This window comes from Burkholderia sp. Bp9142, from assembly GCF_003853415.1.
Classification (GTDB): Bacteria; Pseudomonadota; Gammaproteobacteria; order Burkholderiales; family Burkholderiaceae; genus Burkholderia.
The window spans coordinates 100911-127463 of sequence record NZ_QTPP01000002.1 but is presented as its reverse complement, the minus strand read 5'-3'; the positions used below and the strand labels follow the sequence as shown (position 1 = coordinate 127463).

At 67.8% G+C, this 26553-nt stretch carries 24 protein-coding genes; 14 read left to right on the top strand and 10 right to left on the bottom strand.

All coding sequences use genetic code 11. From position 1 onward, the window contains the following. The first annotated feature begins 121 nt into the window (after positions 1–121). Entirely contained in the window at positions 122–1099 is a 978-nt protein-coding gene (locus tag DIE22_RS03305; protein WP_124604520.1) for a helix-turn-helix domain-containing GNAT family N-acetyltransferase, read from the top strand. A gap of 13 nt (positions 1100–1112) precedes the next feature. Here the strand turns inward: DIE22_RS03305 and DIE22_RS03300 are convergent, their stop codons facing one another. From DIE22_RS03300 to DIE22_RS03280, 5 genes are all read right to left on the bottom strand, one after another. After that, the gene (locus DIE22_RS03300) at positions 1113–1445 is read right to left on the bottom strand and encodes a cupin domain-containing protein (protein WP_124497816.1); all 333 of its coding nucleotides are present in this window, start codon (positions 1443–1445) and stop codon (positions 1113–1115) included. A gap of 113 nt (positions 1446–1558) precedes the next feature. Further along, positions 1559–2986, bottom strand: a complete 1428-nt coding sequence (locus DIE22_RS03295; protein ID WP_124604519.1) for an MFS transporter — start codon at positions 2984–2986, stop codon at positions 1559–1561. Between the two features lie 285 nt (positions 2987–3271). Further along, positions 3272–4750, bottom strand: a complete 1479-nt coding sequence (locus DIE22_RS03290; protein WP_124604518.1) for a sensor domain-containing diguanylate cyclase — start codon at positions 4748–4750, stop codon at positions 3272–3274. 145 nt (positions 4751–4895) lie between these two features. After that, on the bottom strand, positions 4896–5990 hold the full coding sequence (locus tag DIE22_RS03285) for a TrkA family potassium uptake protein (protein ID WP_124604517.1): 1095 nt from the start codon (positions 5988–5990) through the stop codon (positions 4896–4898). 90 nt (positions 5991–6080) lie between these two features. Next, positions 6081–7415 carry an FAD-binding oxidoreductase gene (locus DIE22_RS03280; protein ID WP_124604516.1) on the bottom strand — a complete coding sequence of 445 codons (1335 nt, stop codon included), beginning with the start codon at positions 7413–7415 and terminating at the stop codon, positions 6081–6083. Between the two features lie 614 nt (positions 7416–8029). Here DIE22_RS03280 and DIE22_RS38040 point away from each other — a divergent pair. After that, positions 8030–8170, top strand: coding sequence for a hypothetical protein (locus DIE22_RS38040; protein WP_185640538.1), 141 nt, complete (start codon positions 8030–8032; stop codon positions 8168–8170). Positions 8171–8219: 49 nt separating this feature from the next. On the opposite strand, the gene DIE22_RS03275 is transcribed toward DIE22_RS38040, so the two are convergent. Together DIE22_RS03275 and DIE22_RS03270 are read right to left on the bottom strand one after the other, a co-directional pair. Then, complete coding sequence (locus tag DIE22_RS03275) at positions 8220–8495, bottom strand: hypothetical protein (RefSeq protein WP_124497821.1); 276 nt, start codon at positions 8493–8495, stop codon at positions 8220–8222. Between the two features lie 332 nt (positions 8496–8827). Beyond that, on the bottom strand, positions 8828–9037 hold the full coding sequence (locus DIE22_RS03270) for a hypothetical protein (protein ID WP_124497915.1): 210 nt from the start codon (positions 9035–9037) through the stop codon (positions 8828–8830). Positions 9038–9569: 532 nt separating this feature from the next. On the opposite strand from DIE22_RS03270, the gene DIE22_RS03265 reads away from it, so the two are divergent. After that, positions 9570–10424: a helix-turn-helix domain-containing protein gene (locus tag DIE22_RS03265; protein ID WP_124497822.1), complete on the top strand. Its 855-nt coding sequence runs from the start codon at positions 9570–9572 to the stop codon at positions 10422–10424. A 122-nt stretch (positions 10425–10546) separates the two neighbouring features. Further along, entirely contained in the window at positions 10547–12214 is a 1668-nt protein-coding gene (locus DIE22_RS03260; RefSeq protein WP_124604515.1) for an ATP-binding domain-containing protein, read from the top strand. A 51-nt stretch (positions 12215–12265) separates the two neighbouring features. Here DIE22_RS03260 and DIE22_RS03255 read toward each other — a convergent pair whose 3' ends face one another. Next, entirely contained in the window at positions 12266–13825 is a 1560-nt protein-coding gene (locus tag DIE22_RS03255; RefSeq protein WP_124497824.1) for a methyl-accepting chemotaxis protein, read from the bottom strand. A 228-nt stretch (positions 13826–14053) separates the two neighbouring features. On the opposite strand from DIE22_RS03255, the gene DIE22_RS03250 reads away from it, so the two are divergent. After that, positions 14054–15568 carry an MDR family MFS transporter gene (locus DIE22_RS03250; protein WP_124604514.1) on the top strand — a complete coding sequence of 505 codons (1515 nt, stop codon included), beginning with the start codon at positions 14054–14056 and terminating at the stop codon, positions 15566–15568. Between the two features lie 93 nt (positions 15569–15661). Here the strand turns inward: DIE22_RS03250 and DIE22_RS03245 are convergent, their stop codons facing one another. Continuing rightward, positions 15662–16660, bottom strand: a complete 999-nt coding sequence (locus DIE22_RS03245; protein WP_124604513.1) for a quinone oxidoreductase — start codon at positions 16658–16660, stop codon at positions 15662–15664. 125 nt (positions 16661–16785) lie between these two features. On the opposite strand from DIE22_RS03245, the gene DIE22_RS03240 reads away from it, so the two are divergent. The 9 genes from DIE22_RS03240 to DIE22_RS03200 all read left to right on the top strand — a co-directional run bounded on the left by DIE22_RS03240 (position 16786) and on the right by DIE22_RS03200 (position 25937). Continuing rightward, positions 16786–17694, top strand: coding sequence for a LysR family transcriptional regulator (locus DIE22_RS03240; RefSeq protein ID WP_124604512.1), 909 nt, complete (start codon positions 16786–16788; stop codon positions 17692–17694). Positions 17695–17795: 101 nt separating this feature from the next. Further along, positions 17796–18356 (top strand): GNAT family N-acetyltransferase, encoded by a 561-nt coding sequence (locus DIE22_RS03235; protein ID WP_124604511.1) that lies wholly within the window; start codon positions 17796–17798, stop codon positions 18354–18356. A 9-nt stretch (positions 18357–18365) separates the two neighbouring features. Then, complete coding sequence (locus tag DIE22_RS03230) at positions 18366–19223, top strand: MerR family transcriptional regulator (protein ID WP_124604510.1); 858 nt, start codon at positions 18366–18368, stop codon at positions 19221–19223. A 123-nt stretch (positions 19224–19346) separates the two neighbouring features. Further along, on the top strand, positions 19347–20327 hold the full coding sequence (locus DIE22_RS03225) for a sulfonate ABC transporter substrate-binding protein (RefSeq protein WP_124497830.1): 981 nt from the start codon (positions 19347–19349) through the stop codon (positions 20325–20327). Positions 20328–20657: 330 nt separating this feature from the next. After that, entirely contained in the window at positions 20658–21329 is a 672-nt protein-coding gene (locus DIE22_RS03220) for a lysoplasmalogenase (protein ID WP_124604509.1), read from the top strand. Positions 21330–21575: 246 nt separating this feature from the next. Then, positions 21576–23159, top strand: a complete 1584-nt coding sequence (locus DIE22_RS03215) for a flavin-containing monooxygenase (RefSeq protein ID WP_124604508.1) — start codon at positions 21576–21578, stop codon at positions 23157–23159. A 21-nt stretch (positions 23160–23180) separates the two neighbouring features. After that, positions 23181–24119 carry an SDR family NAD(P)-dependent oxidoreductase gene (locus tag DIE22_RS03210; RefSeq protein ID WP_124497833.1) on the top strand — a complete coding sequence of 313 codons (939 nt, stop codon included), beginning with the start codon at positions 23181–23183 and terminating at the stop codon, positions 24117–24119. Beyond that, entirely contained in the window at positions 24116–25021 is a 906-nt protein-coding gene (locus DIE22_RS03205) for a metal-dependent hydrolase (RefSeq protein ID WP_124497834.1), read from the top strand. The genes DIE22_RS03210 and DIE22_RS03205 overlap by 4 nt, the downstream gene beginning before the upstream one ends. A 4-nt stretch (positions 25022–25025) precedes the next feature. Next, a complete protein-coding gene (locus tag DIE22_RS03200) occupies positions 25026–25937 on the top strand; it encodes an alpha/beta fold hydrolase (protein ID WP_124604507.1) in 912 nt (303 codons plus the stop codon). Here DIE22_RS03200 and DIE22_RS03195 read toward each other — a convergent pair. Continuing rightward, entirely contained in the window at positions 25898–26452 is a 555-nt protein-coding gene (locus tag DIE22_RS03195) for a putative glycolipid-binding domain-containing protein (protein WP_124497836.1), read from the bottom strand. The two genes, DIE22_RS03200 and DIE22_RS03195, sit on opposite strands and share 40 nt — an antisense overlap. Between the last annotated feature and the right edge of the window lie 101 nt (positions 26453–26553).

The window sequence follows — 26553 nt, the reverse complement described above, 5'->3', positions numbered from 1 at the left end:
TTGCAGCGCGCGGGCCGGCGATATCGGTCACGCGGCCCGGCACGCCGACGAAATCGTCCTTGACAAGTTGCGAGTCGCAACTAATATGACTTGCGACGCGCAACTTTCCATTGGATCGGTCATGGACCTCATCGATATTCCGGCAAAGCCTCGCGAGGCGACGATCCTCGAGCTGCGCGACTTTTCCCGCAAGCTGGTTCGCGAACTGGGTTTCATGCGCGCGACATTGGCCGATAGCGATCTGGCGCCATCTGCCGTTCATGCCGTTCTCGAAATAGGCATGGCGCCCGGCATCAGTGCAAAGGATCTGGGCAGCATTCTGCGCCTGGACAAATCGAATACGAGCCGGCAGCTTTCCCGGCTCGAGACGGCCGGCTTCGTGACGCGCCGCATCTCGCCCGACGATGCGCGTGCGACCGAGTTGTACCTGACTGCCGACGGGCAAGCACTTCGCGACAGGATCGACCAGTTTGCGACACGTCAGGTGTCGAATGCGCTACGCCGGATGGTGCCGGCGGACCAGCAAACCCTCGTCCGCTCCCTCGCGCTTTACAGCGATGCGCTCGCGCAAGACAACGTTGCCGGGGCCCCCCCGCCGAAACCGGACGCCGCGCGGATTGTCGACGGCTACCAGCCCGGCTGTATCGGCGACATAGCAAGCCTTCACGCGCGGTTCTATGCGGAACACTGGGGGTTTGGCGCTTTCTTCGAGAAAAAGGTGGCGACCGAGCTCGCGGAATTTGCCGGCACACTGCCAGCCCAAGGCAAGGCTCTGTGGCTCTACGCAGAAAACGGCCGCGCGCTCGCCTCTGTCGCGATAGACGGGAATCCGGCCACGGGCATCGCACATTTGCGCTGGTTCATCGTCGACGACGGATTGCGCGGCGCCGGTATCGGGCGGCAACTGATGACGCGCGCCATGCATTTCGTCGACGAGCAGCAGTTCGGCGAGACCTACCTGTGGACCTTCAAGGGCCTGGATTCGGCACGTCACTTGTATGAATCGTTCGGCTTCACGCTGACCAGCGAATCGGAAGGCGCGCAATGGGGAACCCGCGTCGTCGAGCAGCGCTTCAGCCGGTGCCGGCCAAGCCAGTAAGCCGCCGCACGCTTCATCGATCGTGATAGATCGCGAGCCAGACCGACTGCTCTTCCGGATGCGTCCATGCGACGCGATGCCGGCAATGCGGCTCGATCAGCACGTAGTCGCCGGGGCGCATGTCTTGCAGCGTCGCGTCCGCCTCGAACTCGAGTACGGCCGCGCCTGACAGCAGCACGACCCATTCGGCACGCGGATCGTCGTACCAGAACCCGTCCGGACTCGTGTGCCCCATCGACACGATGCGCTCGACGTTCAGGCTCGGCCCCGCGACGAGTATGTCGATCCGTTCGTCGTCGCCGCGCACGGCGTCAGTGTTGAACAGATTGCCGGTTTGAAGTTGCATGATGCGCCCCTCGCGTAGCCCGTCGCTCGTCGTTCGTCGGCGGTTGACGTTCACTGTAGCGCGGCAGCCGTCGTTGCGGCGAACTTGTTTGCGGGTCCCGGCAAGACCGGCACTCAGGCGGCCGCCTCGTCGTCGATATCGCGCGCCGTCGGTTCATGGCGCACGATCAACAGGAACACGATCGGCGTGGCCGCGCTGACCGCGACGACCCAGAACATGTCCGTGCCGAGACGAGCCTGCAGGATCGGCAGCACGAACAGCGCGAGCGCCTGGCCGATTCCGCACAGCGAGCGCCCGAAGCCGACGCCGGTGCCGCGGATCGCCGCCGGATAGGACAGCGTGGGATAGATCATCATCTGCGCACCCGGCCCGAAGCCCTCGGCGAACAGCCAGGTGCCGAGCATCAGCAGCACGAGGCCGACCGCGAGTGCGCCATGCGGATGCCCCGCCAGGGCGAGCGCGACGAGGGCGACGAACTGCAGCGCGAAACCCGCGATCGCGACATGACGCGACGGATAGCGATACGCCAGGCGCATGCCCAGCAAGCCGCCCGTCAACGCGAACAGCACGTTCAGCGCGAGCGACGCCGCGATCGTCTCGAACACGCCCGCGCCGAGAAACTGCGACAGGATCGACGGCAGGAAGAACGCGATCGCCGTGTATTCGAACGGAATGCACAGGTTCATCACGCTGGCGACGATCGTGCGGCCGAGATACGGCCGCTGGAACAGCACGCGAATCCGCACGGGCGGCGGGCTCGGCTCGCGCGGCGCGTCTTCCGCTTCGTGTGCGTGAATACCGTACGATTCGCGCAGAATGCGCGCGGCATTGGCCAGGTCGCCCTGGTTCGCGGCCCACAACGGCGATTCGTTCATGAAGCGATTCCGGACCAGGATGATGACGAGCGCGGGCACCGCGCCGAAGATCAGCGACGCGCGCCACAGCCAGCCCGCATGCCCGGCCGGCAGCAGGAAATACATGCCGAAGATCAGCAGGAAACAGACCGACGACGCCACGTACCACATCGGGCACCACGCGGCGAGCCGCGACGCCTTGTTGCCGCGGCCGCTGAACTTCGAGAACTCGGCGAGAAACGCCATCGCGACGGGCAGGTCGATGCCGACCCCGAGCCCCATCACGAAGCGCGCGCCGATCAGCACCCAGACGTTCGGCGCGAGCCCGGCCGCGATCGCCGCGATCACGAAGAACAGCATGTCGGCCATGAACACCTGATAGCGGCCGATCCTGTCGGTCAGCCATCCGCCGATCAGGCTGCCGAAGATCGTGCCGATCATGATCGCCGAGCCGACCAGCCCGGTCAGCTCGGGTGTCAGGCCGAATTCGCGCGCGACGTCGTCGATGCCGTACGACAGCGTCGTCAGGTCGTACGCATCGAGAAACACGCCGCCGAGCGCGAGCAGCACGATCATCCGTGCATGGCTGACGGAGCTGTCCGTCGTATTGATCAGGCGCGCCACGTCGCTCGCGGAGCGGATGGGCGCGGAAACCGGCGTGACAGCGTTCAGATCGATCGAACTCATCGCATTCCCTTGTTTGGCCGGAGATCCGGCGCGAGCCTTCTGGTTCAGGAAGCGACGATTCTGTTCTTGCGATGCGGTTATCCCAACCGATATAAATCGATAAATTATTCGGTGTGCGTCATAAAGTTTGCGGCCGCATTCGCCTGGCGGCAGCACGCATGTGGAAACGCGGATTCCCTCGTTACCGCGTCGGTAACGCATCTGTCATTCAGGTATCCGCCCACCTCGCCCACGGGTTGTGATACGTGCCCGCCGGCTGCCACGACGCTGCCATGCAGCGACGCGTCACACCGGTGGCTGAAAGGCGGAGACCTTGTTCCGGCCGGTCGCCTTCGCGTAGTAGAGCGCCTCGTCGGCGGCCTTGATCACGCTGCCGGCCTCCTCGTCGTGCTCGGGCGTCCAGCTCGCGAGGCCGATACTGGCGGTGACGTGCCCATGCTCGCTGCCGGCGTGCTCGAGCGCCAGCTCATCGATCGCCGCGCGAATTCGCTCGGCGATCTGGGCGGCGCCCGTCTCGGGCGTATCGGGGAGCAGCACGACGAATTCCTCCCCGCCGTAGCGGGCCGCGGTATCGACCGGCCGGCGGATGTTGTCGCCGATGCAGCGCGCAACCGCCGCCAGCGCGTCGTCTCCCGCCTGGTGGCCGTAGGTGTCGTTATAGGCCTTGAAGCGGTCGACATCGACGAACAACAACGAGAAAACCGATCGCGCTCGCCGTGCACGACGCCATTCGCGATCCAGCACTTCCCCGAAGCTGCGGCGATTGTTCAGGCCGGTGAGACCGTCGGTGCGTGCGAGCAGCACGAGTTCCGACTCGGCGCGCATCCGGCGCCGGAGCTGCGTGCCGAGCATGATGGACACCGCGATGAACGCGGCGCCGAACGTCGCCACCAGCGCGCCGATCGTCACGGCCCGGTGCCGCCACGCTGCGTAGATGTCCTGCTCCGCCTCGGCGACCATGATGACCAGCGGCAGCTTCGGCAAGTGCCTGAAATAGTAGAGACGGCGCACTCCGTCGAGCGACGAGGTCTCCGAGAACACGCCTTCCCGCACGGTCTGAAACCGCTTGAAGGTCGCGGCCTGGCTGATGTCGCGACCGATGGTGTGGACGTCGTACGGCTGACGCATCACCATGATGCCGTCGTTGCCGATCAGCGAGATCGAGCCGTGCTGCCCGAGCGACAGGCCGGCAAACAGCTGATGGAAATACTCGAGGTTGACCGCAATGAGCACGACGCCGGCAAACGAGCCGTCCGGGTTCGAGATCCGCCGCGTGAGCCCGATGCTGAGCGAGCCCCCGCGCAGGCGCGACGGGTACGGGTCGCTGAGATAGAGCCCTGCATCCGGATTGTCGCGGTGGACGGTGAAGTACTTGCGATCGGCGAAATTGCCGCGGCGCGGCACGTCGTTGGCCGAATCCAGGACGACGTTGCCGGCGGCATCGAGTACCAGCATCGAGCCGAGAAATTGAGCTGTCATCGCGTTATCGAACAGCACGGCGCGCCGCAAGCTCGCGGGCGCATTCATCACGTCGGGACGTTTGAGGCCTTCAATGACCGCCTGCAGCGACAGGTCGTAGAGTTCGAAGTTGCGTTCGATGTCGCGCTCGGCGATCAGGCCGAGATTGCGCGAGGTTTCGCTCGCCCGCTCGCGCGCGTCGTTGCGGCTCTGGAACAACTGCAGCACGCACAGGCCCATTAGCGCGCAGGCGATCACGATGCCGATCACGACGATGGTGTGGGGAGCCGCCGACCTGGATTGCATGTGTCTCCTCGATGACCCAGCTTGTGCGCAGGCGCACGCCGCGATTACTTCATACTAAAAACGGATGGTGCCATAACTGGCGGCCGAGGTATCGGTCATGGCGCGACATGGGCGTCTCGATGCCGGGTCATGTCACACCCGATCCTCACGCATCCGGATCCGGAATCCGCGCCGACTGAATCACGACCAGCGTATCGCCCGCCTCGATCCGGCACGGCGGATCCTCGTAGAACGATTGAATCTTCCCGCAGCGATCGAGCCCGACGACGATCGCGCCCGGCACGACGTTCGTCATGCAGCCGATCTCGTGCGGCAACGCCTCGCGCTCCAGCAGCGTCGCCCGCCCGCGCGTCGACAGCATGTCGTTCACGAACGGCACGATGTAGCGGCTGTGCACCGCATCCGCGAGCAGCAGCGCGCCGATCTTCGTCGACGACACGATCACGTCCGCGCCCGCCTGCCGCAGTTGCCGCTGATACAGGTTCTCCTGGATCCGCACGACGATCTTCGTCTCGGGCGCGATGCTGCGCACCGACAGCGTCAGCAGGATCGCGGTCGGATCGTCGGTCACCGAGATGATCACGGCCTTCGCCGCGCGCACCTGCGCCTGCTGCAACAGATCCTCGTGCGCGGGATCGCCGAGCAGCCCGGTCACGCCGAGCGACGCCGCGGCTTCGAGCGCCTGCTGCTGCGCATCGATCACGATGATCGTCGACGGATCGACGCCGCTCTCGAGCAGTTCGCGCACGGCGATCGACCCCGACAGGCCGTAGCCGCAAACGACGATGTGATCGGACAGCTGCTTCTGCAGGCGTTTCATGCGGAATTCCTCGATGACGCGCTGGATCACGAACTGATACGCCGTGCCCAGGAAGATGAACCAGATGCCGATGCGGATCGGCACGATGAAGAACGCATCGATCAGGCGCGCTCGCGCCGTGACCGGCACGATGTCGCCATAGCCGACCGTCGCGACCGTGACCATCGTGAAGTACACGAGATCGGCGACGTTCATCGGCGTGCTCTTGGTCGAATCGCGCAGGCCGTCGCGATCGAGATACAGCACGAGAAACGCGAGCACGCACAGCACCACGACCGCGCCGAGACGGAACAGCAGCGTGCGCCGCGGCGACGTCGCGGGGCGCGTGAACAGCGTGCGTGCACGCGGCGCCTGCCACGGGTTGCGGGCGCGACGCAGGCGTGAGCGCAACGAGCGGCGCTTGTCGGAAGGCGTTGCCAACGGGGGAAATCTCCTGAAGGATGCGGGCTCGATTCTACGACGGGAACACGCGGGCCCGTCCGCTACCAGCCCTCCGCAACCGGCCGTCCGCTACAGCATGCTGCGCGGCCGGACCATCGTTCCGTCGGCGAAACGCCGTGCACGGAACGCCGACAGGTCGAGCGACGGCTCGCCCGTGTCGACCCATTCGGCCAGCAGCCGCCCGACGATCGGCCCCATCGCGAAGCCGTGCCCGCAGAAGCCGGTCGCGATCGCGAGCCCGGCCGGGGTGCCGGGCGCGTCGATCACCGGAATCCCGTCCGGCAGCACGTCGATCAGGCCGGCCCACGCCTCGACGACCTGCGCGTCCTTCAGCGCGGGGAAGATCGCCTTCAGCTTCGCGAGCGCGCGCGGCGCATGCGCGCGATTGGGTTGCGGCTGCGGATCGCGCGGCTCGATCGGCCCGGTTGCGCCGCCGATGCGCGCGCAGGCCTCCCGCCACGCCGCCGCATTCAGATGCAGCCGGAACTTCTCGCGCTGCGACCAGAATTCCGGCCAGAACAGGCTCAAGCCGCGCAGATGGCCAAGCGTCAGGTCGACGTCGACCTGCATGTCGTCGGCGAGATTGATCGCGCCGTTCCGGCGTTGCCGAATGCCGAGGCCGTGCCCCCAGATCGTCGACGCGGACACGTCGGGCAGCACGTTGGTGCGCATGCAGGTGCCGCGCACGGCCTGCTGCGGCAGCCGGATGCCGACACCGTCGAGCAGCCGGAAGCTGGTCGCGCCGGCCGCGCAGATCACGCGCCGCGTGCGGATCGTGCCGCGCTCGGTCACGACGCCGACGACCGCGCCGCCGGCCGTCTCGATCGCCGTCACGCCGCAGCCTTCGAAGAAACGCGCGCCGGCTTCGGTCGCGCGCGCCGCGAACGCGGCGGCCACGCGGCGCGGTTCGGCCTGCCCGTCGGTCGCCGTGTACAACCCGCCGAGCGTGCGCGCTTGCGCCGACAGGCCGGTCACGCGCGCGTCGATCTCCGTACGCGTCAGCGTGCGCGTGTCGAGCCCGTGTTCGTGCGCGACGGCAAGCCACGCCTGGAACGACGCCCAGTCGTCTTCGTTGTCCGCCATGTAGAGGCAACCGCCCTGCCGCCATTCGAGGTCGAAGCCGAGCGCCTGCTCGAGCCCCTCCCAGATCCGCATGCCGGCCATCATCAGCGGCACTTCGGCGGATTCGCGGCCCTGCTGCCGCACGAAGCCCCATGCGCGCGTCGATTGCTGGCCGGCGATGCGCGACTTGTCGAGCACGACGGCCTTCAGGCCGCGCAGGCCGAGGTAGTACGCGGCCGCGCAGCCCATGATGCCGGCGCCGGCGATCACGATGTCGGCTTCGGCCGGAAACGCCGTGTCGGCGTGCGTCAATGCGTCATGCAGCGGATAGGTGGTCGTCATTGTTCTCTGTTGGCGTCGATCCATCCGGCGCATTCATCGACGTTTGCGATGGCGGCACCGGATCATGCTGTCAGGTTCCGGATGTGGCTGGCGAACGTGCGGGAAGGTCGATGAACGGTCCGGCCCGCCGGCAGCGGCCCGCCCGCCGGTCATCGCGGCCCGTCGGCCGTCCCCATTTTTCGCCTTGACGGCGCTATGTTATCGCGCGGTGGACTCGCGGTGGACTGTATAACCACACAGTGCCGCTGCAGTAGAAACGATCTTCGCGCTCGATCAACTCAAGCGGCGGCTGTCCGTCGAGCGGGAAGACGGCGAGCCGTTCACGTATATGCCGGCGTAAGTCGATTGAATTTGGCGGTAGTGGATGAATGGTGGCGATGGAGCGCGCCGCACGTCGATCGTCACGTCGCGCATGCCGACATCGCTCGCTTTCCTGGACCCGATTTATTCTCTTTGACGGATTCCGTATCCGCAGCGAACATTCGCGCCGCTCTCTCTGTTAGTACTTCTTAAAACAGAGAAATACGTTGCTCGCCATGTAATCGACGACCTTGCGTCGCTTCGCCGATTGATACCTGATCGAAGGGGAAGAAATGATGCGGTTGTCCCGGGATGTGAGCATCACAAGAACGGCTGCCGCCGCGGCCGCGCTGCAGCGGTTGCTGTCGCGACACGCCGGCCGCCACGTGTCGACGATCGCCGACGACGCATCCAGGCGTGCGGTCACCGCTTATCGGCTTGCGGACGAATACTGAAGGCGCGATAGCCACGAGACGTGGCCGAGCGATCCCGGCGCGACCGGCATCAGTGTGAATAGCGCATGCGTGCGCCTGTCGCGCGGTCGTACGGCCGAAGCCGCGCAAGCTGTTCGAGCGACATCGCGACGACTTCGAGCACATGCCGGGCAATTTCGTCGTCCGCCATACCGGCGTTGACATACTGTTCGATGCTCATCGTACGCGGCGGATGGCTGCCCGCTTCGTCGTCGACGATGTCAATCCTGACGGTACGACGCTCCAGCGACAACATGACCTGGACAGTCTTACCGTGAACGGCGGTCTGCATGGACAAGGTGGTCATTCGCAGTCTCCAGTTACGTTGCCGTCAATCGATCGCCGAACGATACCTCACTATGTGGGAAATTAATCTACAAACTTCCCCGGGTATTGACAATGATCAGGAGTGAATCCGGGGCGGCCGCGCGTTCACGCCGCGGGCCATCGATCGGCACGGCGATACCGACGTCGCAACGAGGCAAAGGCGTGATGGAGCAATGGCGCGCGCCATCCGCACGGGCGTTCGGGGCGTCCGTCGTGTTTCGCCTTCAATGACCCTCGGTCCGGGCCCGGCGGCTCATGATGCATGCGCCTGCCGGTCGTGCCGGCGCCCGTCCTGCACGGGCGAACGACGCGCTACGCGTAGCGGCTCAACCACTCTTCGGAGAATTTTTTCGCATAGGCGACGGCTTCGGCTTCGCCATCGAATTCGCCCAGCTTGCGGAAAGCCGCCTCGCGGCTGAAACCCAGCTTCGTGACCTCGACCTGGGCGGCGTACTTGCCGTCCTCCGTCACACGCGGCTCGCAGTTCATCTCATACCCGCGCATCACAAATTTCTTCTGCATCGCTTCAACGCTATTTTGAGACGGGGGAATCGTAGCATGGTGCCCCGCCGCGTTCATGCCCTCTTCCGAACAGGTGCCCGCATCGGTTCATTAGAGTAAACCATCAAACGATCCGCGTATAAGATGCGGTTCCGCCTGGCCCGACGCGGACTGTCATGTAAAGATTTGTGGCCGGCCGGGCGGCACGATTCCCTGCTCCGGACTGCGAATGTGCCCTGCCCTGGTGCATCGCGCCGGCCGCGGGGTGCGATTACGCGCCGCCGTGCGAGGAATCGTGTCCCGGCACCTCGCGATCCGCACCGGAAGCTTGCGACCGGGCCAGCGGCGCCCGGCACACGCCGCCGGGCCAGGCGTAACGTCGTGACACATCTTTCACAGAAACGCACCTTTCGCGACACGGAATGACAGCTGTTTTGCGGTAAAGTTATCTTTTCCGCGCGTGGCCGGTCGGCTCGCCACCGGACGTCATCAAGACTGTCCGCCGAGACTGCCGCAAGGCGTCGTTCTGAACGTCACGATCCGTTCCCGTAGCATGACCACTGAAGCAATCACCACGGATTCCCTCGCGGTTGCCGAGCGCGTGCGCGAGCTGATGACCCGCAACGGCATCGGCAAGCGCCAGCAGACCACCGAGCTGTGCCGCATCCTCGACCTGAGCTTTTCGCAAGGTCACCGCAAACTGCGCGGCAGCAGCCCCTGGACGCTCGCGCAGATCAAGAAAGTCGCCGAAGCCTATGGCGAGCCCGCCGCTCAACTGTTCGGCGCGCAGACGCTCGACCCCGGCATGGTCGGCGCCTATTCGCAGGAGGCCGTCCTTTACGCCGGCGTCGCCGAAATTCCGTGCACCGCCTGGATCGGCGCGCCGCTCGAAGCCGGCGCTCGCCCCGAGTTCGTCGCGTACGAACAGAACGGCCGCTGGCGCGTGCTGCGCCATACGGGCGTGCTGTACCAGAACGCATACGACGTGCACAAGATCGAGATCTATCCGCGCCGCGCGGAGAGCGACAAGCTCGTCGTCGCGGTGATCGATCCCGATCGCGTCAGCGCGACCGAGCTGTGCCGCTATCTCGAGCTGCAGGGTTTCGCGACGGCCACGTTCGATGGCCTCGCGCCGTTCGTCGACGCGCTGCAGGGCCAGGCGTTCGACGCCGTCGTCACCGAATGGCTGTTCGACGACAGCACGGCCGCCACCGCGATCAAGGCGGTGCGCACGTCCGACAATCCGGGCGCGCCGATCTTCGTGCTGACGGGCGACCTGCTCACGGGCCGCGCGAGCGAAGCGGACATCAGCGAAGTGATCCGCGCGTTCGACGTCGTCTGCTATGAAAAACCCGCGCGCATGGCAATCCTCAGCGCCGATCTCGCGAAGCGGCTCGCACGCGGGTAACGCCCGCCCGCCGCGCGCTTCTGCTTCGCATCGCCGGCGCCCGCGCGGCGCGGCGGTCGTGCACAGGTTCCTCAGTACAATAGCCGGACCCTGTTCACGACCGGCATCCGCCGCCCGACTTCATGGCCCGCCTCATTCCCGACGACTGGAAAAGCCTCGCCGCCACCGGCGCGGCCGAACGCGAGCGCGAGACGCTCGCGGCGCTCGAACACGCGCTGCCGGATGACTACACCGTCTACCACGGCGTGCACTGGACGCGTGCCGACCAGGGCTTCTCGGTATTCGGCGAAGCGGCGTTCGTCGTCGTGAGCCCGGCCGGCCGCGTGCTGCTGATCGAGCAGAAGGCCGGCTTCCTGCGCGAAACGCCGAAGGGGCTGGTGAAGGTCTACCTGCAGAAGGAGCGCAACGTCCCGATCCAGCTCGCGCGCACGCAGGAAACGCTGCACCGGCGGCTGACCGCGGCGCTCGGCGCGGGCGTCTACGGCGTCGAGGCGCTGCTGTACTGCCCCGACTACTCGATCCGCGAGACGGCGATTGCCGGCGTCGCGGCCGACCGCATCGTCGACGCGTCGCGCAAGGCGCAGCTCGCGCAGGTGATCCTGCAGATCCTGCCCGAGCATGACGACGCGCTGCCGAACGCCGCGAAGCTGCATCATTTCCTCGCGGACGAGCTGGCGCTCACGCCCGACACGAGTGCGCTCGTCGGGCAGGCCGGCACGCTCGTCACGCGGCTGTCGGGCGGGCTCGCCGCGTGGGCGCGGCAGCTCGAGTTCACGCCGTTCCGCTTGCGCGTGACGGGCACCGCCGGTTCGGGCAAGACCCAGCTCGCGGTGCAGGCGATGCGCGATGCGGTCGCGGCCGGCAAGCGCGTGCTCTACGTGTGCTTCAACCGGCCGCTCGCCGACTACATCGCGCGCATCGCGCCGCCCGGCGCGACGATCGCGAACTACCATCAGCTGTGCGACTGGGTGGCACGCGACGGCGGCTACACGCCCGACTTCGACGCGCCGGGCGCGTTCGAGCGGCTCGAGGCGCGTTTTGCGCAAGCGCCGGTTCCGGAACGCTGGCGCTTCGATGTGCTGATCGTCGACGAAGGACAGGATTTCCACGCGCCGTGGGCAGCGGCGCTGGAGCGCCTGCTGGTACCGGACGGCGCATGGTGGTGGCTGGAAGACCCGCTGCAGAACCTCTATCTGCGCGAGAGCGTCGCGCTGCCCGGCTGGGTCACGCTGAAGGCGCTGACGAACTACCGCAGCCCGCGCGACCTGCTCGAATTCGTGCGCGACGTCGTCGGCCGCGTCGAGCCGCTCGCGGCGGAACTGCGCTCGGGCAGCCCGTTCGACGGTTCCGATCCGTCGGTGTCGTCATACGGGGAAGACGGCGCGTCGGGCGACGCGCTCGCCGCGGCCTGCATCGACGCGACCAAGCGCGCGATCACGCACGCGCTGTCGCTCGGCTTCCGCAAGCAGGACATCGCGGTGCTGTCGTATCGCGGCCGCGAAAGCTCGGTGCTCGCGCGGCTCGACCAGCTCGGCCCGCATCGGGTCAAGCGCTTCACCGGCAAGTACGATCTGTTCGGCAACCCTGAATATCGCGAAGGCGACGTGCTGCTCGATTCGATCTACCGCTTCAAGGGGCAATCGGCGCCGTGCGTGATCCTCACCGAGATCGACTTCGACACGCTCGATGCGCGCGCGGCCCGCAAGCTGTTCGTCGGCGCGACGCGCGCGACGATGAAGCTGCTGCTCGTCGCGTCGGCGCGCTCGGCCGCGCAGCTCGCGAACGATTGACACGGTGGCGGGCGCGCGTCGGACCGAGCGCCCCGCCCGCGGCTCCCCGCGTCACGCGACGCGAAACGCCCCCACCGCGCGCCGCAGCCCGTCGGCCTGCTCCTCGAGCGATGCAGCCGCGGCCGCCGCCTGCTCGACCAGCGCCGCGTTCTGCTGCGACACCTGATCCATCTGCGACACCGCGCGGTTCACCTGCTCGATCCCGTCGCGCTGCTCGTTCGACGCGGCCGCGATTTCGGTCATGATGCCCGTCACGCGGCCGATCGCCTGCTGGATGTCCTGCATCGTCGCGCCGGCCGTGCCGACCAGTCGCGAACCCGTCGCGACACGCTCGACGGACTCGCCGATCAGCGTGCGGATTTCCTTCGCGGCCGACGCCGAGCGCTGCGCGAGCGTGCGCACTTCGCCCGCGACCACCGCGAAACCGCGGCCCTGCTCGCCCGCGCGCGCGGCTTCGACCGCCGCATTCAGCGCGAGGATGTTGGTCTGGAACGCGATGCCCTCGATCGTGCCGATGATGTCGGCCACCTTCTGCGAACTCTGGTCGATCTCGTTCATCGTGCCGATCACTTCGCCGACGACCGTCGCGCCGCGCGTCGCGATCTCGCTTGCATTGTCCGCGCACGCCTGGGCCTCGAGCGCGTGGTCGGCGTTCTGCTTCACGGTCGCGGTCAACTGTTCCATGCTCGCGGCGGTCTCCTGCAGCGCGGATGCCTGCTCCTCGGTGCGCTGCGACAGGTCGGTGTTGCCGGCCGCGATCTGGTGCGTCGCGGTCGAGATCGCTTCGGAGCCCTGGCTGACCTGGCGCACCGTATCGGCGAGGCTGCGCTGCATGCCCGTCACGCCCTCGACCAGCTCGGCCATCTCGTCGCGCGACGACCAGCGCACCTCCGACGTCAGGTCGCCGTCCGACAGGCGACGGAAATGCGACAGCAGCCGGTTGACCGGTTGCGTGATCGCGAAATGCAGGCCGACGGCACAGCCGAGGCACGCGGCCAGGCCGAACGCAATGCCGGCGATCGCGCCCGCGCGCATCCAGCCGTAATAGGTCTGGGCGGTGTCGTAGACGTCCTTGCCGCGTGCGGCCTGATACGCGTCGAGCGCATCGGTCGCCTGCGTGAGCGCAACCGACAGCGGCGGCGCGACGGTCATCAGCAGCCGGTCGGCGTCGTCGCGACGTCCGTCGCGGATCGCGTCGACCAGCGGCTTCAATCCCTGCCCGATCAGCGCCTGGCGCGCGGCGTCGAGCCGGGTCGCGAGCGGACCTTCGTCGCCGTCGTGCGGCATGGCCGCGTAGATGCGCCACGCGGCGTCGGCCTTCGCGAGATAGCTCTCGGCCTTCTTGACGAGATCCGGCACTTCCTGCGCCTCCGGATGCAGCAGCGCGCGGTCGAGCGTCGTGCGCACGATCGTCAGGTTCAGGCTGGCGGCGGACAGCGCGTTCTTCGCGGCCAGCTGGCGCGTATAGGCCTCGTCGAGCGCACGATTCGAGCTCTGCATGCCGGTGAGGCCGATCAGGCCCGACACGACGAGCAGCACGGCGACGAGGCCGAGCGTGGAAAAAATCCGCGTACGGATCGAGAAACGGGAAAACAGGGCGTTCAGGTTCATGACGGCACGTGAGCGATGAAAAGTGCCGCGGCAATCGGTCCGCGGCATTCTGGATTACGGTTTGCCTGCAAAAAACTTGAGTCCGGCCCTCTTGCGGACTGATCGCGATCAATTTCCGCGCCGGCAATCTCCCGTTACCGATGCAACAAATCGAGGCCCGGCAGAAATTGACTGGTCAATCAATTGCCTCTATATTCCGGTCAATTCCCTGCCATGGCAGATATCTCAATGAGAACCGATACCCTCTCTGCTCCGCCGGCCGCCGACGCGGCCCGCCGCGACGCGCCGACCGGGCTGATCGTCGCCGCGCTGCTGCTCGTCATGCTGCTGTCCGCGCTCGACCAGACGATCGTGTCGACCGCGCTGCCGACCATCGTCGGCGAGCTCGGCGGCCTCGACCAGCTGTCGTGGGTCGTCACCGCGTACCTGCTGTCGTCGACGGTCGTGCTGCCGCTGTACGGCAAGCTCGGCGACCTGTACGGCCGCAAGATCGTGCTGCAGGCCGCGATCGTGCTGTTTCTCGCCGGCTCCGCGCTGTGCGGCGTCGCGCAGGACATGACGCAGCTGATCGTGCTGCGCGCGCTGCAGGGGCTCGGCGGCGGCGGGCTGATGGTCGTGACGATGGCCGCGATCGGCGACCTCGTGCCGCCCGACCGCCGGGCACGCTATCAGGGAATGTTCGGCGGCGTGTACGGCCTCGCGACGATCGTCGGGCCGCTGCTCGGCGGCTTCCTGGTCGAGCATCTGTCGTGGCGCTGGATCTTTACGATCAACCTGCCGCTCGGCTTGCTCGCGCTCGCGGTGATCGGCATCGCGTTCCGGCCGCACGCCGCGCACGTGAAGCACCGGATCGACTACATGGGCGCCGCGTTCCTCGCGACGGCCCTCACCTGCGTGATCCTGTTCACGAGCGAAGGCGGTTCGCTGCTGCCGTGGTCATCGCCGCAGCTGTGGATGACGCTCGTGCTCGGCGTGGTCGCGGTCGGCGGCTTCGTCTACGAGGAGCGGCTCGCGGCCGAGCCGATCATGCCGCTCGAACTGTTCCGCCAGCGTACCTTCGTGCTGATGAGCCTGATCGGCTTCGTCGTCGGCATCGCGCTGTTCGGTTCGGTCACGTTCATTCCGCTCTATCTGCAAGTCGTGAAGGGCTCGACGCCGTCGCAGGCCGGGATGCAATTGCTGCCGATGATGGGCGGGATGCTCGCGATGTCGGTCGCGAGCGGCCGGCTGATCTCGCGGCTCGGCACGTATCGCCCGTTTCCGATCGCGGGGACGCTGATCGGCGGCATCGCGATGGCGCTGCTGTCGACGCTGTCGCTCGACACGCCGCTGCACACGATGTACGCGTACATGGCGCTGCTCGGGATCGGGCTCGGCATGGTGATGCCGGTGCTGACGCTTGCCGTGCAGAACACGGTCGAATTCCGCCACATGGGTGTCGCGACGTCGGGCGCGACACTGTTCCGTTCGATCGGCGGCTCGCTCGGCGTCGCCGCGTTCGGCGCACTGTTCTCGCACGGGCTGCAGTCGCGCATCACGCAGGCGCTGCCGGCCGGCACGGAGCTGCCGCCCGCGCTCGGCCCGGCGGCCGTGCACCAGTTGCCGGATGCGGTGCGCGATACGTACCTGCATGCATTCGCCGGGGCGCTGCATGTGGTGTATCTGGCGGCGGCGGGCGTGATCGCGATCGCGTTCGTGCTCGCATGGTTCGTCGAGCGTGCGCCGCTGCGCACGCAGCGCTGATTCGCGGGCGGGCGGCAGCGCGGCGGCGCCTGCCCGCGAGCGAAGCCGCGCGGCGACCGATCTCGCGATCCGCAGTCGCCGCGCCGGCCGCCGTCACGGCACCAGCACCACCGCGCCCGTCGTCTGCCGCGACTCCAGCAACCGGTGCGCGTCGGCCGCCTGCCCGAGCGGCAGCCGCGCGCCGATCTCCACATGCATCCCGCCGGCGAGCCGTTCGAGCGTCGCGCGCGCCGCTTCCCGATACCCTGCCACGTCGCGCGCCATGAAGCCGAGCACGCTCGGCCGCGCCAGCGCGATCGAGCGGGCCGGGCCCAGTTCGTCGAGATCGATCGTCTGCCGCGCGCCGATCGCGGCAACCTGCCCGATGCTCGCGACCATCCCGAACGGCCGGACCGCGCCGAGCGTACGCGTCAGCACGTCGCCGCCGATCCCGTCGATCGCATAGTCGACGCCCGCGCCGCCGCCGAACGCGCGGGCCGCTTCGACGAAATCCGCCTCGCGATAATCGACCACCGCTTCCGCGCCGTGCGCGCGCACCAGCGCCGCCTTCGCGGCCGAGCCGACCGTGCCGATCACCCGCGCGCCGAGCGTGCGCGCCCACTGCGTCGCCAGCAACCCGACGCCGCCGGCCGCCGCGTGCACGAGCACGGCGTCGCCGGCGCCGACCTGCCGCACGCGGTGCAGCAGCATGTAGACGGTGATCCCTTTCAGCAGCCCGGCCGCGGCCGCGTCGTCGCTCACGCCGTCGGGCACGGCCACCACCCGCTCGGCGGGCAGCGTGCGCAGGCTCGCGTAGCTGCCGGTCGGCAGTCCCGCATAGGCGACGCGCTGGCCCGGGACGAGCGCCGTCACGCCAGGGCCGACCGCGTCGACCACGCCGGCCGCCTCGACGCCGAGCGCGTCCGGCAGCGCCGGCAACGGATGCGCGCCGGTCCTGAAATAGATGTCGACGAAGTTCACACCGATGGCGGTCTGGCGAATCCGCACCTCGCCGGCGCCGGGCGGCACGACGGGTGCATCGACGCGGCGCAGCACGCCGGCGTCGCCGTAGCGGTCGATGCCGATCCGGGTGGCGGTAACAACGTGGGGCATGACGTTCCTCACAATCGAATGAAGTGACACGATCATCTCATCGTGCATAATCGATCGGAATTCCTGTTGTGCGCCCATCTACTGTGCAAAATTCGACCGATCCGACGCCAGCATCCGCGCTGCCGATGAGCTGGGACGACCTCCGCTATTTCCTCGCGGTAATGCGCGGCGGCAGCCTGTCGGCCGCCGCGCGGGCGCTTCAGGTGCAGCATTCGACGGTCGCCCGGCGCATCGACGCGCTGGAATCCGCGCTCGGCATCCGGCTGTTCGACCGGCTGCCGCGCGGCTGGCCGCCGACCGACGAAGGGCTGCATCTCGCGGAGCACGCGGCCCGCGTCGAAGCCGACGTGCATGCGTTCGCGCGCGCCGCGCAGGGGGCGGCGGCGCTCGACGGCGTCGTGCGCGTGTCGGCGTCGCCGGTGTTTGCAAGCCACTTCCTCGCGCCGCGGCTCGCCCGCGCGCAGCGCGCATGGCCGGCACTGCGGATCGACCTGATGGGCGAGATGCACGCGGCCAACCTGTACGCACGTGAAGCCGACCTCGCGGTGCGCCTGTCGCGGCCGAGCGAGCCGGGTCTGGCCGCGCGCCGGCTCGGCACGATGCGCTTCGCGCTGTGCGCGTCGCCCGACTGGGCCGGCGCGCCGCCCGACACCTGGGCATTCCTCGGCTACGACGACGCACTCGCGCAAATGCCGCAACAGCAGTGGCTCGAACGCTTCGCGGCCGGGCGCCGCTTCGCGTTCGTCGCCAACGATCTGGCCGCGCTGCATCGTGCGTGCGTGGCCGGCGCGGGGGTCGCGTTGCTGCCGCGCTTTCTCGTCGACGCACCGGCGACGGACGCAAGCACACCGACCGCGGCCGATCCGTCGCTGCCGGCCGCCGCCGCGCTCGTCGAACTGACGTCCGTGCCCCGTTGCGATGTCGAGCGCGAGATCTGGCTTGTCGTCCACCCGGACGTGCGGCGCTCGCCGCGCGTACAGCGCGTCGCGGACGCGATCGCCGACGCAGTTCGCGACGCGGACGGCCACCTGTAGGCCCGTACGCCCGGCTCTGCAGGCGCGCGCCGCGACCAACGCCTTTACGGCGGCGCCCCACCGCCGGCATAGTAGCGATTTCATCCGCCCGCTCCGCCACCATGCCCGCCGCTCCCGCTTGCGTCGTCCGCGATGCGACCGATGCCGATCTCGCCGCCATTCACGCAATCTACGCGCACCATGTGCGCCACAGCGTCGCGTCGTTCGAGGAGACGCCGCCCGACGTCGACGAACTGCGTGCGCGCCGCGACGCCGTGCTGCGTCACGGGCTGCCCTATCTCGTCGCGCAATGCGACGGCCGCCTCGCCGGCTACGCGTATGCGACGCCGTATCGCACGCGCAGCGCGTACCGCTACACGATCGAGGACTCGATCTACATCGACGACGCGCAGCGCGGCCGCGGCATCGGCCGCGCGCTGCTCGCGGCGCTGATCGCGCGATGCGAGGCCGGCCCGTGGCGGCAGATGATCGCAGTGATCGCCGACGGCGGCACCGGCGGCTCGACGTCGCTGCACCGCGCATTCGGTTTCGAGCCCGCGGGCGTGCTGAAGGCGGTCGGTTTCAAGCACGGCCGCTGGATCGATACGGCGCTGATGCAGCGCGCGCTCGGCGACGGCGCACGCGCGCTCCCCGCCTCGCCCGAGCCTGTCGCGTCGCGCTAGAATGGCCGCATGTCAAAACAGACTCCCACCACGCCTGACGAGGCCGCAGCGGACGCCCGCAACGAGTACACGGTCGACGAACTCGCGCGCGTGTCGGACACGACCGTGCGCAACGTTCGCGCGTACCAGGATCGCGGGCTGCTCGCCCCGCCCGAGAAGCGCGGGCGCGTCGGCATCTACGACGACACGCACGTTGCTCGCCTGAAGCTGATCAACCACCTGCTCGCGCGCGGCTACACGCTGTCGAACATCCAGGACCTGATCAAGGCAATCGACGAAGGCCACGACCTGCGCTCGATCCTCGGCCTCGAAAACGCGATCGGCGGCCGCTGGTCGCACGAACTGCCGAAAACCTATTCGCTCGCCGCGCTCGCGCAGATGTTCGGCCCGCAGACGGCGTCGCAACTGTCGCGCGTGACCGAGCTCGGCCTGCTGGAACGGCGCGGCCTGTCGTTCGTCGCGAAAAGCCCCGCGCTGCTCGAGGCGGCGGCCGCGATGACGAAGGAAGGCATCCCGCCGCGCGAACTGCTCGACGTGATCAGCCTCGCGCGACCGCATTTCGACGCGATCGCGCGGCTGCTCGTCGATCTCGTCGTCAAGCGCCTCGACCGCTATGACGAAGGCACGCTGCCGCCGGTCACCGACGTGCCCGCGCTCGTCGATGCGATCTGGCGCCTGCGCCCGCTCGCGGCCGTGTTCGTCGAAGGCGAGACGAACCGCGCGCTCGAGAACGCGGCAAGCGCGTATCTCGGCGGCCGCGTCGCGACGATCCTCGACAAGAAACTCAGCGACGAAGCCGCGCGACAGGCCGGCACGTCCGATACGTCCGATACGTCCGACACGCAAGGCAACGGCGACAAAGCATAGGGCCGCCGCCGTCATATTCATATCGGCAATGCTTCGTTTGCGGGCTCGATCGCCCGTGCGACGATTCTTCCAACCGAGCGGCACGCGCCGCTCCCCGAAGACGTTTCGCATGGAGTCCGTTCGATGATTCGTTTCACCCGCTGGATCACCCGCCTCGCCGCGACGGCACTCGTCGCCGTCGCCGCCACGTCGGCCTTCGCGCAGGGCAGCGCCGACAAGGTCGTGCGCATCGGTTACCAGAAGGCCGGCTTGCTGTCGGTCGTCAAGACGCAGGGCTCCCTCGAGACACACCTCAAGCCGCTCGGCTACCGCGTCCAGTGGTTCGAATTCCCGGCCGGCCCGCAACTGCTCGAGGCGCTGAACGCGAACAGCATCGACTTCGGCTATACGGGCGCGCCACCACCGGTGTTCGCGCAGGCGGCCGGTGTGCGCTTCGTGTACGTCGGCGCGGAGCCACCGTCGCCGCACAACGAGGCCGTGTTCGTGAAGGCCGATTCGCCGATCCGCTCGCTTTCCGACCTGCGCGGCAAGAAGGTCGTGCTGCAGAAGGGCTCGAGCGCGAACTACCTGCTGCTCGAAGCGCTGAAGAAAGCCGGCGTGCGCTACGACGAGATCCGTCCCGTGTACCTGCCGCCCGCGGACGCGCGCGCCGCGTTCGAGAGCGGCAACGTCGACGCGTGGGCCGTCTGGGATCCGTACTACGCGGCCGCCCAGAATTCGCTGAAGATCCGCACGCTGTCCGACTATACGGGCCTCACGCCCGCGAACAACTTCTACGAGGCAACGCGGGATTTCGCGGAGCAGCATGCCGACGTGGTCGGCGCGATCCTGAAGCAATTGCGCGAGACCGGCCTGTGGGTCAACGGGCATCCGGCCGAGACGGCCGCGCTGATCGCGCCGAAGGTCGGCCTGCCGCTGCCGCTCGTGGAAACGTGGATCAAGCGCGTCCCGTTCGGCGCCGTGCCGGTCGACGAGAAGATCGTCGCGGTCCAGCAGGGTGTCGCCGATGCGTTCTTCGCGGCGAAGCTGATTCCGCAGAAACTGAACGTGGCCGATAACGCGTGGACCGACAAGGCCGTGGCCAGCGCGCTCGCGGCGAAGTAACGCGCGGACGCAGCGCGAAGCAGTCGAAACGGGCCGACGGGCACCCTGCCCGCCGGCCCGTCTTGTTTGTCGGAAACGCTTGTTCCCGACGGGCGCTCGACGCGCCGCCGGCGTGGTAGGTGCCCGATTTCCGCATCCCGGTCCTGGCGGGCCGCCCCCTTCCTCTTCCGCCGCAACCGTGACGAACCGCACGCAACATGCGCGGCCGGGATCGCGTCGTAGAAGGGTTCGCCGGTTTTCACCCAGCCGTTCTTCCGGATAATGGCCTGCAGCCGCGCCCACGACGGCGCGTCATCCACCGCAGACAACAACAATCCGGAGACACCCGCCTTGATCGCCACGCTTCCCGCCACCTATCGCCGGCTCTGGCCGCTCGCCGTCGCCGCCGCGCTGCTGTACGGACTGTCGCTCGCCGCCGCGCCCTATCCCGGCCAGGCCGCCGCGAAAGCCGCGATGGGCATCCTGCTGCTCGCGGCCGGCAGCACCTGCGCCGCGCCGCGCGAGCGCGCGTGGCTGTGCGCGGCACTGGCGACGGCCGTGCTCGGCGACGTGCTGCTCGCGCTGCCCGACTGGCCGCTGTCGTTCGTCCTCGGCCTCGGCGCATTCCTGCTTACGCACCTGTGCTACTGCGCGATCTTCGTGCGCTGGCGCGCGCGGCCGCAGGGCTGGCGCATCGTCGCGCTGATCGGGCTGTGGATCGCCGCGCCGGCGTTCTACGCGGCATTTCTTCCGCACCTGGGCGCGTTGCTCGCGCCGGTCGCCGTCTACCTGCTCGTGCTGTGCGCAATGGCGAGCTTCGCGCTCGCGGCCCGCACGCGCGGCCCGCTGGTCGCGCTCGGCAGCCTGATCTTCGTCGGCTCCGACACGCTGATCGGCGTCGGGCGTTTCCTCGGCGGCTTTCCCGGCATCGACTACCTGATCTGGGGCCTCTATGCGCTCGCGCAGGTCACGATCGTGGCCGGGGTTTTCCATGAGACGGCCGCCCGCTCGACCCGTCCCTGATAGCGTTTCAAACAGGCCGCCGCACGGCGGCGGCCTCGTCTCCTGCCGCTCCCGCCCTGCCGACGGCCGTTTCCGCGCATTCCGCCATGCGGAAACCACGTCGTTCCAAACCCCGCTCAGCCTTTTCCCGCGCGGCTCCCGGCCCTTAGAGCGCCGCTTCTAGCCTCTTGCGGTTTCCGGGTTCACCCACTATCGTTACATCAACCAATGTAACATTAAAAAATGAGCCAAATCGGAGACACCCGGATGAATGCTCGCACGTTGCCTTTCGGCCCGCCCGGCCACGACGGCCTGGACGAAACGACCGACATCGCCATCATCGGCACCGGCTTCGCCGGTCTCGGGATGGCCATTCGCCTGCGGCAGACAGGCGTGACCGACTTCGTCGTCCTCGAGAAGGCCGCGTCGGTCGGCGGCACGTGGCGCGACAATCATTACCCCGGGTGTGCCTGCGACGTGCAATCGCATGTCTATTCGTTCTCGTTCGCGCCGAACCCGCGCTGGACGCGCATGTTCGCGCCGCAGCCGGAAATTCGCGCGTATCTGGAAGACTGCGTGCAGCGCTTCGGCGTCGGCCCGCACCTGCGCATGAACCACGCGTTGCAGCGCGCCGAATACGACGAAGCCGCGCAACGCTGGCGCCTCACGTTCGCGAACGGCAAGCGGCTGTCGGCGCGCGTGCTGGTGTCGGGGATGGGCGGGCTGTCGCGCGCCGCGCTGCCGGCGATTCCCGGCGTCGAGAACTTCAAGGGCCGCGCGTTCCATTCGCAGCAGTGGGATCACGACTACCCGCTCGAAGGCAAGCGCGTCGCGGTGATCGGCACCGGCGCGAGTGCGATCCAGTTCGTGCCGCAGATCGCGCCGCGCGTGAAGGAACTCGCGCTGTTCCAGCGCACGCCGCCGTGGATCATGCCGAAGCCCGACCGCAACCTGACCGGGTTCGAGAAATGGCTGTTCCGCACGCTGCCGTTCACGCAGAAGGCCGTGCGCAGCAGCATCTACTGGATGCTCGAATCGCGCGTGCTCGGCTTCGCGATCCATCCGTCGCTGATGAAGAACGTGCAGAAGCTCGCACTGCGCCACATCCGCAAGCAGATTCCCGATCCGGAACTGCGCAAGACCGTCACGCCGGATTACATGCTCGGCTGCAAGCGCGTGCTGATCTCGAACGACTACTACCCGGCGCTGTCGCGCAAGAACGTCGACGTGATCACGACCGGCATCGACCATATCGAAGCCAACGCGGTCGTGACGACCGACGGCCGCCGCCACGAAGTCGACTGCCTGATCTACGGCACGGGCTTCCAGGTCGCCGATCCGTATCCGCGCGGCGCGATCATCGGCCGCGGCGGTCTCGACATCGTCGACGCCTGGCGCGACGGCGCGCACGCGTATCTCGGCACGACGCTGCCGGGCTACCCGAACTTCTTCATGATCGTCGGCCCGAACACGGGCCTCGGCCACAACTCGATGGTGTTCATGATCGAGTCGCAGATCGAATACATCCTCGGCGCGCTGCAGGCGATGCATCGAGAACGCGCGGAGGCGATCGAGGTGCGCCCGCTCGTCGAGGCGCAGTTCAACAGCGACCTGCAGGGCCGGCTCAAGAAGGCGATCTGGTCGACGGGCGGCTGCAAGAGCTGGTACCTCGATCCGCGCACCGGCAAGAACACGACGCTGTGGCCGGGCTTCACCTGGCGCTTCCGCCAGGCGACCGCGCAGTTCTCGATCGCCGATTACCACGCGTATCGCGCGCCGCAGCACGACACGACCGCGCGGCCCGTCGCCGCGCCCGCCGCTTCCGCTTCCACGTCCGCCGAAGCAGCCTGAGTCAGACAAGGAGCCACCGACATGAGAGATTTCGCCAACAAGGTCGCCGCGATCACGGGCGCGGGCTCGGGCATGGGCCGCTCGCTCGCGGTGCAGCTCGCGCAGGCCGGCTGCCAGGTGTCGCTCGCCGACAAGAACGCCATCGGCCTCGCCGAAACCGAGCGGATCGTCCGCGCGATCGCGCCGAACGTGCGCGTCTCGACGCGCGTGCTCGACGTCGGCGACCGCGACGCGATGTTCGCGTGGGCCGACGACACCGCGCAGCAACACGGCAAGGTCAACCTGATCTTCAACAACGCGGGCGTCGCGCTGTCGAGCACGATCGAAGGGATGGAATACAGCGATCTCGAGTGGATCGTGAACATCAACTTCTGGGGCGTCGTGCATGGCACGAAGGCGTTCCTGCCGCACCTGAAGGCGTCGGGCGACGGCCACGTGATCAACACGTCGAGCATTTTCGGGATCTTCGCGCAGCCGGGGATGAGCGGCTACAACGCGACCAAGTTCGCGGTGCGCGGCTTCACCGAATCGCTGCGGCAGGAACTCGACATGATGAAGTGCGGCGTGTCGGCGACCTGCGTGCATCCGGGCGGCATCCGCACCAACATCGCACAGTCGAGCCGCGTCGCGAAGAACATGGTCGGCTTCATCGTCGAGAGCGAGCAGCAGGGCAAGGACAGCTTCGAGAAATTCTTCATCACGACCGCCGACGACGCCGCGCGCACGATCCTCGCCGGCGTGCGCAAGAACAAGCGCCGCGTGCTGATCGGCCGCGACGCGAAAGGCGCGGACTGGATGGCGCGCGTCCTGCCGGCCGCATACCAGGCGCTCGTCGTGCTCGCGACGCGCCGCGAGGCCGCGAAGGCCCGCCGCGCGGCCGCCCGCCACGGCACGCCGGCGGCCGCGCCGCTGCACGCCACTTACAACAACGCAGGCAATCAGGGAGGAGAACAATCATGAGGACCCCGAACATGATGCCCGTGCGGCGCGACATCCGTTTCGCGCTGCCGCCCGAACGCGCGAAGGACTGGCACGTCCAGGGCGTGCCGGTCACGCACTTCATGAACGCGCTGTCGCTGCTGTTCCCGGCCGGCGAGCGCTTCTTCATGGATTCGGTGCGCAACTATCGCGACCGCATCGAGGATCCGGCGCTCAAGAAGCAGGTGCTCGGCTTCATCGGCCAGGAAGCGATGCACACGCGCGAGCACATCGAATACAACGACCTGCTGCAATCGTCCGGCCTGCCCGCGCACAAGCTCGACAAGCGGCTGTGGACGATCCTCGGCTTCTTCAAGAAGACGCTGCCGCATTCGATGCAGCTCGCGATCACGATCGCGCTCGAGCACTACACGGCGATCCTCGCGAACCAGCTGCTGTCGGGCCACGAGCACCGGATCGACGGGTCGGTCGAAGGCTATCAGCAGATGTGGATGTGGCACGCGATGGAGGAAACCGAACACAAGGCGGTGTCGTACGACGTATGGAACGCCGTGATGAAGCCGGGCCTCGGCAGCTACCTGCTGCGCACCGGCACGATGCTGACGACGACCGTGCTGTTCTGGACGATCGTGTTCGACTTCCACGTGCGTCTGATGCTGTCGCACCGTCGCAAGCACGGCGGGTTCGGTGGCATGTGGCGCCTCGTGAAGTACCTGTACAGCCCGAGGACCGGCGTGTTTCCGAGCATCGCGGGCGAATGGCTCGACTATTTCCGTCCGGGCTTCCATCCGTGGGACCACGATAACCATCGGTACCTGCAGGGGCTCGACACGCTGCTCGCGAACATCGACGCGACCAACGCGCGCTACGCGGCGCAGGCCGCCCCGCGCCGCGTGCCGCTGCATCCGGTTGCGCAGGCATGACGTCATGGCGCGCGCCCACGAGATGCTGACCGTCCGCTCCGGAGACGTGAAACTCGCCGTCCATGTCAGCGGCCCGCGGCGCGCGCCGCCGCTGATCCTCGTGCACGGCTATCCCGATTCGGCCGCCGTGTGGGCGCCGGTCCGCGCACGGCTCGCGCAGCGCTATCGCGTGATCGCCTACGACGTGCGCGGCGCCGGCGCGTCCGATGCGCCGCGCCGCCGCGCCGACTACGCGCTGGCGCGCCTCGCGGAGGACCTGAAGGCCGTCGCCGACGCGACCTGCGGCAACCGGCCGTTCCATCTGGTCGGCCACGACTGGGGGTCGATCCAGTGCTGGGAGGCCGTGACCGATCCCGCGTTCCGCGGCCGGATCGCGTCGTACACGTCGATCTCCGGCCCGTGCCTCGACCACGTGTTCCGCGCGAAGATGCGGCTCAAGCAGAGCCTGAAGTCGTGGTACATCGCGTTCTTCCACCTGCCGGTCGTGCCGTCGCTGGTGTGGCGGCTCGGCGGCGCCGCACTGTGGCCGCGCTGGCTGCAGCTGACCGAGCGCGTGCGGCCCGAGCGCGATCCTGCACAGTTGAAGAACGCGCTGAACGGCTTGCAGCTCTACCGCGCCAATTTCGTCGCGCGGGCGAGAAAGCCGCGCGAGCGGTATGCGCAGGCGCCGGTGCAGATCATCGTGCCGGTGCGCGACCGCTACGTGACGCCCGAGATGTCGGTCGGCCTCGATCGCTGGCTCGGCGAGCACGTGCGCGAGGAAATCGATGGCGCGCATTGGGTCGTGATGCGCGATCCTGATTTGATCGCGGCGCGGATCGACCGGTTTGCCTCGGCGCATGAACGACCGGCCGTCACGACAGCGGGCGCGGCCGTTCAGCGCAACGGCGGCAGGCGCTTGAACAGCGTTTCGTAGTCGATCACGAGCCCGTCGGCGTCGATGTCCATCTCCGCGGTGAAATTCCGGAAGATGCCTTCGTAGCGGTAGCGCCGGCCGGGCTCGATGCACGCATAGGCCTGCTTGACCGGCGTCACGGTCAGGTCCGGCGTCGAGATGTAGGCGACGTCGATCGGCCACCGCTCGCCGCGCGCGAGACCGAGGCGGCCGATCGGCAGCGAATTCGTGAACGGCGTCGCCGCGATGTCGATGTCGACGCAGCCATCCAGTTCCGGCAGCGCGCGGCCTGAACCGTCACGCCAGTGCCCGGCGCCGTCGCCATGCAGTTCGAGCGTGCCGCCGCCCATCACCCTGAGCACCGCAACCCTGACCCGCCACCGCGGATCGCACTCGACCCTGTACGCAAGCCCGTACGCGCGGCCGTACCGCTGGCCGACCACGGCGCTTTCGACGACGATGCCGGTGTCACTCCGGTCGAACGTCAGGTGTTCGATTCCGTCGCCCTCGAGCGACGCCCAGCGCAGTTCCCGCATCGTTCCGCCTCCTCGTTGCCCGACAAAACGCTAACGCGTCAGCCTGCATACGAAAGCATTAGCCTGCATACGAAAGCATTAGCGATGACCAAAATTTGCTA

Coding starts and splice junctions, on each gene's coding strand:
- DIE22_RS03195 (WP_124497836.1), bottom strand. CDS start 26,452: ATGCGGGAACTGCGCTGGGCGTCGCTCGAGGGCGACGGAATCGAACAC.
- DIE22_RS03225 (WP_124497830.1), top strand. CDS start 19,347: ATGATTCGTTTCACCCGCTGGATCACCCGCCTCGCCGCGACGGCACTC.
- DIE22_RS03275 (WP_124497821.1), bottom strand. CDS start 8,495: ATGACCACCTTGTCCATGCAGACCGCCGTTCACGGTAAGACTGTCCAG.
- DIE22_RS03235 (WP_124604511.1), top strand. CDS start 17,796: ATGCCCGCCGCTCCCGCTTGCGTCGTCCGCGATGCGACCGATGCCGAT.
- DIE22_RS03290 (WP_124604518.1), bottom strand. CDS start 4,750: ATGCAATCCAGGTCGGCGGCTCCCCACACCATCGTCGTGATCGGCATC.
- DIE22_RS03270 (WP_124497915.1), bottom strand. CDS start 9,037: ATGCAGAAGAAATTTGTGATGCGCGGGTATGAGATGAACTGCGAGCCG.
- DIE22_RS03210 (WP_124497833.1), top strand. CDS start 23,181: ATGAGAGATTTCGCCAACAAGGTCGCCGCGATCACGGGCGCGGGCTCG.
- DIE22_RS03245 (WP_124604513.1), bottom strand. CDS start 16,660: ATGCCCCACGTTGTTACCGCCACCCGGATCGGCATCGACCGCTACGGC.
- DIE22_RS03250 (WP_124604514.1), top strand. CDS start 14,054: ATGAGAACCGATACCCTCTCTGCTCCGCCGGCCGCCGACGCGGCCCGC.
- DIE22_RS03280 (WP_124604516.1), bottom strand. CDS start 7,415: ATGACGACCACCTATCCGCTGCATGACGCATTGACGCACGCCGACACG.
- DIE22_RS03305 (WP_124604520.1), top strand. CDS start 122: ATGGACCTCATCGATATTCCGGCAAAGCCTCGCGAGGCGACGATCCTC.
- DIE22_RS03230 (WP_124604510.1), top strand. CDS start 18,366: ATGTCAAAACAGACTCCCACCACGCCTGACGAGGCCGCAGCGGACGCC.
- DIE22_RS03255 (WP_124497824.1), bottom strand. CDS start 13,825: ATGAACCTGAACGCCCTGTTTTCCCGTTTCTCGATCCGTACGCGGATT.
- DIE22_RS03300 (WP_124497816.1), bottom strand. CDS start 1,445: ATGCAACTTCAAACCGGCAATCTGTTCAACACTGACGCCGTGCGCGGC.
- DIE22_RS03240 (WP_124604512.1), top strand. CDS start 16,786: ATGAGCTGGGACGACCTCCGCTATTTCCTCGCGGTAATGCGCGGCGGC.
- DIE22_RS03205 (WP_124497834.1), top strand. CDS start 24,116: ATGAGGACCCCGAACATGATGCCCGTGCGGCGCGACATCCGTTTCGCG.
- DIE22_RS03200 (WP_124604507.1), top strand. CDS start 25,026: ATGGCGCGCGCCCACGAGATGCTGACCGTCCGCTCCGGAGACGTGAAA.
- DIE22_RS03260 (WP_124604515.1), top strand. CDS start 10,547: ATGGCCCGCCTCATTCCCGACGACTGGAAAAGCCTCGCCGCCACCGGC.
- DIE22_RS03215 (WP_124604508.1), top strand. CDS start 21,576: ATGAATGCTCGCACGTTGCCTTTCGGCCCGCCCGGCCACGACGGCCTG.
- DIE22_RS03295 (WP_124604519.1), bottom strand. CDS start 2,986: ATGAGTTCGATCGATCTGAACGCTGTCACGCCGGTTTCCGCGCCCATC.
- DIE22_RS03265 (WP_124497822.1), top strand. CDS start 9,570: ATGACCACTGAAGCAATCACCACGGATTCCCTCGCGGTTGCCGAGCGC.